Below are 6465 nucleotides of genomic sequence, written 5' to 3'. Positions count from 1 at the left end.
GGGGGCTTCAAGGTCAAGCGCCGCGCCGCCGCGCTCTACCGCGCGCTGACCGAACACCCCGAGGCGGCCCTGAAGGACCCGCTGCAGGTGCTGGACTGGGTGAACCTCTACGCCCTGGCCGTCAACGAGGAGAACGCGGCCGGGGGCCGCGTGGTGACCGCGCCGACCAACGGCGCGGCCGGCATCGTGCCCGCCGTGCTGCACTACTACCACCGCTTCGTGCCCGGGGCGAACACGCAGGGCGTCATGGATTTCCTGCTCACTGCCGCGGCCATCGGCATCCTCTACAAGGAGAACGCCAGCATCAGCGGCGCCGAGGTGGGTTGCCAGGGCGAGGTGGGCGTGGCCTGCTCCATGGCTGCCGGGGCCCTGGCCGCCGTGCTGGGCGGCACGCCCGAGCAGGTGGAGAACGCCGCCGAGATCGGCATGGAGCACCACCTGGGCCTGACCTGCGACCCGGTGGGCGGCCTGGTACAGATCCCCTGCATCGAGCGCAATGCCATCGCCTCGGTCAAGGCCGTCAACGCCGCCCGCATGGCCCTGCGCGGCGACGGCACCCACCATGTCAGCCTGGACAAGGTCATCAAGACCATGCGCGAGACCGGCGCCGACATGAAGACCAAGTACAAGGAAACCGCCCGCGGCGGCCTGGCGGTCAACATCGTGGAGTGCTGAGCCGGGGGCCATGCTCCCGCCGCAAGGTGTGTCAGCTGTCCCTGACAAGCCTGGAACTGGCCACAGGAATGGCCGGTTTTAAGCTGTTTTTCTCCGAAGGGCAGGCGACATCATTCCGGCTCAGGCTTGTCGCCGTGCCCCTGGATGCTGCCATGACCACCTCCGCCCTCGCCCACGCCTCCCTTCGGACCCGGATGCTGCTCGGCTTCCTGGCTTCAGCCCTGCTGCTCATCGTCGCTTCGGTGGTGGGACTGTTGAAGCTGGGGCAACTCCAGGCCGAGTTTCAGCAGCTCGTGGAGGTGCAGGCTCAGGATCTGGACAAGGCCCGTACCTGGGCGGGACTGAGCGAAGCCAACATCCAGCGCCGCATCGTCTCATTGACGAGCGACAGCCCGGAATTCATCAAGGCCTTCACCGCCAATCAGGCTGAAATCTCCAAGCAGATCGATGCGCTGCAGAAGGATCTGGCCGACCACAGCCCCAGCCCGCAAGCCAAGCAGATCTCCGAAGACATCGCCCAGGCCCGCAGCAAGTACGCCGATCTGCGCAATGCCCTGGTCAAGCGCAAGGAGGCTGGCGAGGACATTCGCGGCGAAGTGGCCCGGAGTCTGATTCCCGCCATGAACGACTACCTGGCCACCATCCGCCGTTATGCCGACCAGATGCACACCGAGCTGGCGGAGGCCAGCGCACGTGCCGACGAGATGGTCCGGGGCATCCGCATGCTACAGATCGTGCTGCTGGTGGCTGGCGTGGGCGTGGGCACGGCCGTGGCGCTGTGGATGACAAGCACCATCACGCAGCCCGTGGCACAAGCGCAGCGACATGCGGCCAAGATCGCCGAGGGTGACCTGACCCACCAACTGGGCGCCCATGGGCGCGACGAGCTGGGCCAGCTGCAGGGCGCCCTGCAAGCCATGCAGCACAGCCTGGCACGCACCATCGAGCAGGTCAGGCAGGCGGCCCACCAGGTCGAGACGGCGTCCAGCGAAATCTCCTCCGGCAGCAACGACCTCTCCGCGCGGACCGAAATGGCGGCCTCCAGCATCGAGGAAACGGGCGCGGCCACCCAGCACCTGGCCGAAGCCGTTCGCGCCAATGCCGACGCGGCCCAGCAGGCCAACCAGTTGGCCCGCTCAGCCTCCGAGGTGGCCACCGAGGGCGATACCCTGGTGCGCGAAGTCGTTCAGAGCATGGACGAGATCCAGAAGGCCTCCAGCCGGATCGCGGACATCATCGGTGTGATCGACGGCATTGCCTTCCAGACCAACATCCTGGCACTCAATGCCGCGGTCGAAGCCGCCCGGGCGGGTGAGCAAGGCCGCGGCTTCGCCGTGGTGGCTGGCGAAGTGCGCACCCTGGCGCAGCGCAGTTCCACCGCAGCCAAGGAGATCCGCGAGCTGATCGCGGCCTCCAGCGAGCAGGTTGAGAGGGGTGGCGCCCTGGTGCAGCGCACCGGCAACACCATCGGCCACATGGTGCAGAGCGTGCAGAAGGTGACCGACATCGTGGCGGAGATCTCGTCCTCCACCGCCTCCCAGGCCCACACCCTGCACGAGATCGACCAGGCCATCCGGCAGTTCGATCAGATGACCCAACAGAATGCGGCCCTGGTCGAGCAATCGGCCGCTGCGGCCGAAGCGCTGAAAGAACAATCCACCCAACTGGTGGGCGCGGTGTCCACCTTCCAGCTGTGAGGCAGCGAGCGGCCCCGTGGTGAGGGGTGCCCGCCGCCCCGGATGGCGTCAACGCACGACGCCGATCGTGGCCTTCTGCCCGGCCTTGAAGGTGGACAGTGTCAGGGCGCCGTTCTGGATGTCCCCCTTCTCGTCGAAGGTGATGCTGCCGGTCACGCCCTTGTAGCCGCTGGTCTTGGCCAGCACCGGCAGGTACTTGGCAGGATCGGCCGAGTTGGCCTTCACCATGGCCTGGGCCATCACCATCGTGGCGTCGTAGGTGTAGGGCGCATACAGCTGCACCTCCGTGCCGAAGCGCTTCTTGAAGCGGGCCTTGAAGTCGTCCATGCCCTTGACGGCAGCCTTGTCGTTGGGGTCGATGCCACCGGCCTCCGCGCAGATGAGCTGGCCATCGGCCAGGGCGCCCGCGGCCAGCTTGGGCATCTCGCTGGTGCACAGGCCGTCGCCTCCCATCAGCTTGGCCTGGATGCCCAGCTGCTTCATCTGCCTGGCCAGCGGGCCGCCCACGGCGTCCATGCCACCGTAGAAGATGACGTCCGGACGCGCCGCCTTGGCCGAGGTCAGGATACCCATCAGGTCGGTGGCCTTGTCATTGGTGAACTCACGCTTGACCACCTTGCCGCCCGCGGCCTTCACGCCCTTGTCGAACTCGTCGGCCACACCCTGGCCATAGGCGGTACGGTCGTCGATGACGACGATGCTGTTGGCGTGCAGGGTCTGCACCGCGTACTTGCCCAGGGTGGCCCCCAGGTGCACGTCGTCGGCCACCACGCGGAAGGTGGTCTTGAAACCCTGGCGGGTGTACTTGGGGTTGGTGACGCTGGCGGCGATCTGCGGGATGCCGGCGCCGGCGTAGATGCGCGAGGCCGGAATCGAGGTGCCCGAGTTCAGGTGGCCGATCACGCCATTGACCTTCTCGTCGGCGAACTTCTGCGCCGCGGTCGTGCCCTGCTTGGGATCGCCGGCATCGTCTTCGGCCAGCAGTTCGAACCTGGCCTTCTTGCCGCCGATGGTCAAGCCTTTGGCATTGAGCTCTTCCACGGCCAGGCGGGCGCCGTTCTCGTTGTCTTTGCCCAGGTGGGCGGCGCCACCGCTGGTGGCGTTCACGGTGCCGATCTTGATCAGCAGGTCTTCGGCCTGGGCCGTACCGGCCAGCAGCGCGGTCACAGCGGCGGCGGCCAGGCAGTTCATGGGGATTCTCATCTTGGTTTTCGGGTCACAGAGCGGGGCAGAGAGCTTACCGCTTCCTGGTCGGCAAGACACGACACCCGTCAAGGCCCATGCAGCTGCACGAGACCCGCGTCCCCTTACCAATCCCGCCAGAGACTCAGCAGCAGCGCCGAGGGATGCCATGCCGGATCACCCGAAGCGCCATTGGCACCATGGCGCAGGATCTGTGCACGTTGCCACTGTCCATCCATGTGCCATGGGCCGCTCAACTTCTGATCCAGGCTGAGGGTCCAAGACCAGTCGGTCCAGCCCGCCTGGTCGACACCGGTGTAGTCACGCCTGAAGACCCTGTTGCCCAAGGTGGCCGCGGCCCCCACCCCCAGCATGCCGGTGGACCATGGGATGGCGGAACTCAGCCCCCACTCGGCCTGGACCCCGCCTCTGCCCTGACCGGATCCGGCGGAAATGGCACTTTGCACCAGCACCACATCGGCCAGCAGCAGGTTCGCGTAACCCTGTCCCTGCATGCGCGGCCCGATCCGCGGCAGTTCAGCGCTGCTGTCCTGACGACTCCGCCCGAACTGCGGCCACAGCCGCACGCCGGCCTGCCATTGATCGGTCTGTGAGGCGTTGTAGCCCAGCCCGGTCTCCGTGGAGACGAAGATGCCATCGTGCCGCTCATAGTCGAATGCGGGCAGCACCGCCCGGTCGGCATGGATGCCATCCGGCGATCTGGGCACCCGCCAATAGGAAGCCCCCATGGACAGGCTGTCCGTCTGGGGTGGCGGCTCCAGCAAGATCAGCGATCCCCATGCCCGAACGGCGGCAGGCAGGCAGCCCAGTGCCAGCAACAGAGCGGCGGGCAGGAACCTCCTGCGTCCATGGGGCCAGGGGTTCATGGGCGCTGCCAGACCATCGCATGCCCCAGCCAGGGCACGCCTTTGTAGGCCACCACCTCGATCCTGCGGGCATCGGGCGTCAAATGGATGTCGCAGCTGTAGATGTGTCCATCGCTGGGATCCAGAATGCGCCCGCCTTCCAGGCCCCCCGGGGTCTCATGCAGCCCCCAGAGGATCTCCAGCCCCTTGAACGGCTGCCCCTTCCTGGCACCGTCACAGGCCGTGCAGGGGGTCGCATCGGTGTAGAACTGCATAGGCGGAGTGATCGATATGCAGAATATGATCGAGTGCCAGCATGGCCTTGTAGGAAGTGAAGGTGAAGATGGCCTAGACATCGTATTTGTGTTAGGCGGGTGCCAGCCAATGCGCCGAGCACGGCGAATACAAGAAGTCGGGTGAATGTGCGGAGATGCAGAACAGCATCAGCAATCAGTTGGACAGGAGATGAAGGCACCTCCTGCACGGTCATGCCAGAGCGGCTTCAAGCGAGCGCAGCACCAGGAAGGCGTTGCTGCATCAGAAGCCAACCGAGTTCGACAGTGCCACCCGCAGACGCCGGCTTGAGGTGTCAGGTCGCCGCACATGGTTCAGCCCCGGGCAGGCCAGATGCAGTGGATCCAGGTTCAAAGTGGGCGGCAGGCAGTGACGATGCAGCATCAAGACCGTCGCCAGGGCTTCAATGGCGCCGGCCGCGCCCAGCAAATGCCCATGAAGCGACTTGGTCGCGCTGACCGAGACTTCGGGCGCATGGTCCGCCAGCAGCCCCAGCAGGGCCTGAACCTCCACCGGATCACCTTCCCGGGTCGCGGTGCCATGGGCGTTCACATGGTCAATCTGATGCGGTTGAACGTCGGCGTCACGCAAGGCCTTTCGCAGCGCACGAAGCTGCCCCTGCGCATCCGGCGCGGTCAGGTGGCTGTGATCGCAAGAGCCCCCGTAACCGGCAATTTCGGCATAGATGCGCGCACCACGCGCCTTGGCATGGTCCCAGTCCTCCAGCACCAGTGCGGCAGCCCCCTCCCCCAGCACCAGCCCCTGACGGTTCGCACTGAACGGGCGACACTGCGGCGGCCCCTCGACGGATGCGGGTGCCAGCACCTGCAAGGACTCCCAGGCCTTCGCTGCGCCATAGGGCATGGCCGCCTCGGATCCACCGGCGACCGCCAGCGTGAGCTCCCCCGCCCGGATGCGCCGAAAGGCCTCGCCAATCGCCACGGAAGAGGAAGCGCAAGCCACCGAATAGGTCAGGCACTCACCGCCCAGCCCCAGCTGCAGGGCGATGTGGGAGGCCGAAGCATTGAGCATGCCGAGCACCACGGAGAGCGGCGAGATGCGACTGCGCCCCTTGAGAAAGAGGTCGCGATAGCTGCGCTCCGTGGTATGAGTCCCGCCACCGCCAGTTCCCCAATGCACGGCCACGTCATCGCGAACCTCGGCGGGCAGATCCGCCAGGCCAGCATCGCCCCATGCGGACTGTGCCGCGACGGTGCCCAGCTGGCTGACGCGGTCCATCGTCGTCAGACGGGTCCGCCCGAGCACGGGTGCGGCGTCGAATTCCCTGCACAGGGCATAGGGTATGCGCAGGGTGTGCGGGGCCTCGCCGATGTCATGCAGGCCAATGCCGCCGATGCCCTGGCACCATGCCTCGAAGACCGCCTGGGCGTCTGTTCCCTGGGAGGACACCAGCCCCAACCCTGTCACGGCAACGCGGCGCATGCTCAGGCAGCCGTCTTGAGGCCTTCATCGCCGATGAACGGCTCGACCAGGGCCACGAGTTCACCCACCAGCTTGGGCGGCGTGGCAACCTCGGAAATCGAGCTCCCCACACTGTCTTCCAGCTCGAACAGCAATTCGGCCAGCGTCAGGGAGTCGATCTGCAGGTCCAGCAGCGCCGTGTCCATCTGGATGCCTTCTTGCGGAACATCCGTGTACTTGGAGAGTGCCTGCTGGACGAGGCTGAGTGCATAGGTGGTCTTGGAATTCATTCTGAAGTTCCTTTTCGAAGAGCGAACAGCGACAGCACA

7 protein-coding genes are annotated in these 6465 nt (G+C 66.2%); 2 read left to right on the top strand and 5 right to left on the bottom strand.

Features of this window, described 5'->3' with window-relative positions; genetic code table 11:
• Together I73_RS18125 and I73_RS18120 are read left to right on the top strand one after the other, a co-directional pair.
• Positions 1–675 (top strand): L-serine ammonia-lyase (locus tag I73_RS18125; RefSeq protein WP_022981910.1); only part of this gene is annotated, 675 nt, incomplete at its 5' end.
• A gap of 152 nt (positions 676–827) precedes the next feature.
• Positions 828–2372 (top strand): methyl-accepting chemotaxis protein, encoded by a 1545-nt coding sequence (locus I73_RS18120; protein WP_051049273.1) that lies wholly within the window; start codon positions 828–830, stop codon positions 2370–2372.
• Between the two features lie 48 nt (positions 2373–2420).
• Here I73_RS18120 and I73_RS18115 read toward each other — a convergent pair whose 3' ends face one another.
• The 5 genes from I73_RS18115 to I73_RS28860 form a co-directional block, all read right to left on the bottom strand.
• Positions 2421–3575 carry a branched-chain amino acid ABC transporter substrate-binding protein gene (locus I73_RS18115; protein WP_026096912.1) on the bottom strand — a complete coding sequence of 385 codons (1155 nt, stop codon included), beginning with the start codon at positions 3573–3575 and terminating at the stop codon, positions 2421–2423.
• Positions 3576–3679: 104 nt separating this feature from the next.
• Positions 3680–4393, bottom strand: coding sequence for a MipA/OmpV family protein (locus I73_RS18110; RefSeq protein WP_022981907.1), 714 nt, complete (start codon positions 4391–4393; stop codon positions 3680–3682).
• Between the two features lie 44 nt (positions 4394–4437).
• On the bottom strand, positions 4438–4695 hold the full coding sequence (locus tag I73_RS28870) for a DUF2147 domain-containing protein (RefSeq protein ID WP_022981906.1): 258 nt from the start codon (positions 4693–4695) through the stop codon (positions 4438–4440).
• Between the two features lie 262 nt (positions 4696–4957).
• On the bottom strand, positions 4958–6157 hold the full coding sequence (locus tag I73_RS28865; RefSeq protein ID WP_040500801.1) for a beta-ketoacyl synthase: 1200 nt from the start codon (positions 6155–6157) through the stop codon (positions 4958–4960).
• Positions 6158–6159: 2 nt separating this feature from the next.
• Positions 6160–6426, bottom strand: a complete 267-nt coding sequence (locus tag I73_RS28860) for an acyl carrier protein (RefSeq protein WP_022981905.1) — start codon at positions 6424–6426, stop codon at positions 6160–6162.
• Positions 6427–6465: the final 39 nt, after the last annotated feature.

Origin of the sequence: Ideonella sp. B508-1, from assembly GCF_000333615.1 — a bacterium.
Lineage (GTDB): Bacteria > Pseudomonadota > Gammaproteobacteria > Burkholderiales > Burkholderiaceae_C > Ideonella.
The sequence above is the reverse complement of the archived record's forward strand: the minus strand, read 5'-3'. Positions and strand labels throughout refer to the sequence as shown.

Coding starts and splice junctions, on each gene's coding strand:
- I73_RS28870 (WP_022981906.1), bottom strand. CDS start 4,695: ATGCAGTTCTACACCGATGCGACCCCCTGCACGGCCTGTGACGGTGCC.
- I73_RS18120 (WP_051049273.1), top strand. CDS start 828: ATGACCACCTCCGCCCTCGCCCACGCCTCCCTTCGGACCCGGATGCTG.
- I73_RS28860 (WP_022981905.1), bottom strand. CDS start 6,426: ATGAATTCCAAGACCACCTATGCACTCAGCCTCGTCCAGCAGGCACTC.
- I73_RS28865 (WP_040500801.1), bottom strand. CDS start 6,157: ATGCGCCGCGTTGCCGTGACAGGGTTGGGGCTGGTGTCCTCCCAGGGA.
- I73_RS18115 (WP_026096912.1), bottom strand. CDS start 3,575: ATGAGAATCCCCATGAACTGCCTGGCCGCCGCCGCTGTGACCGCGCTG.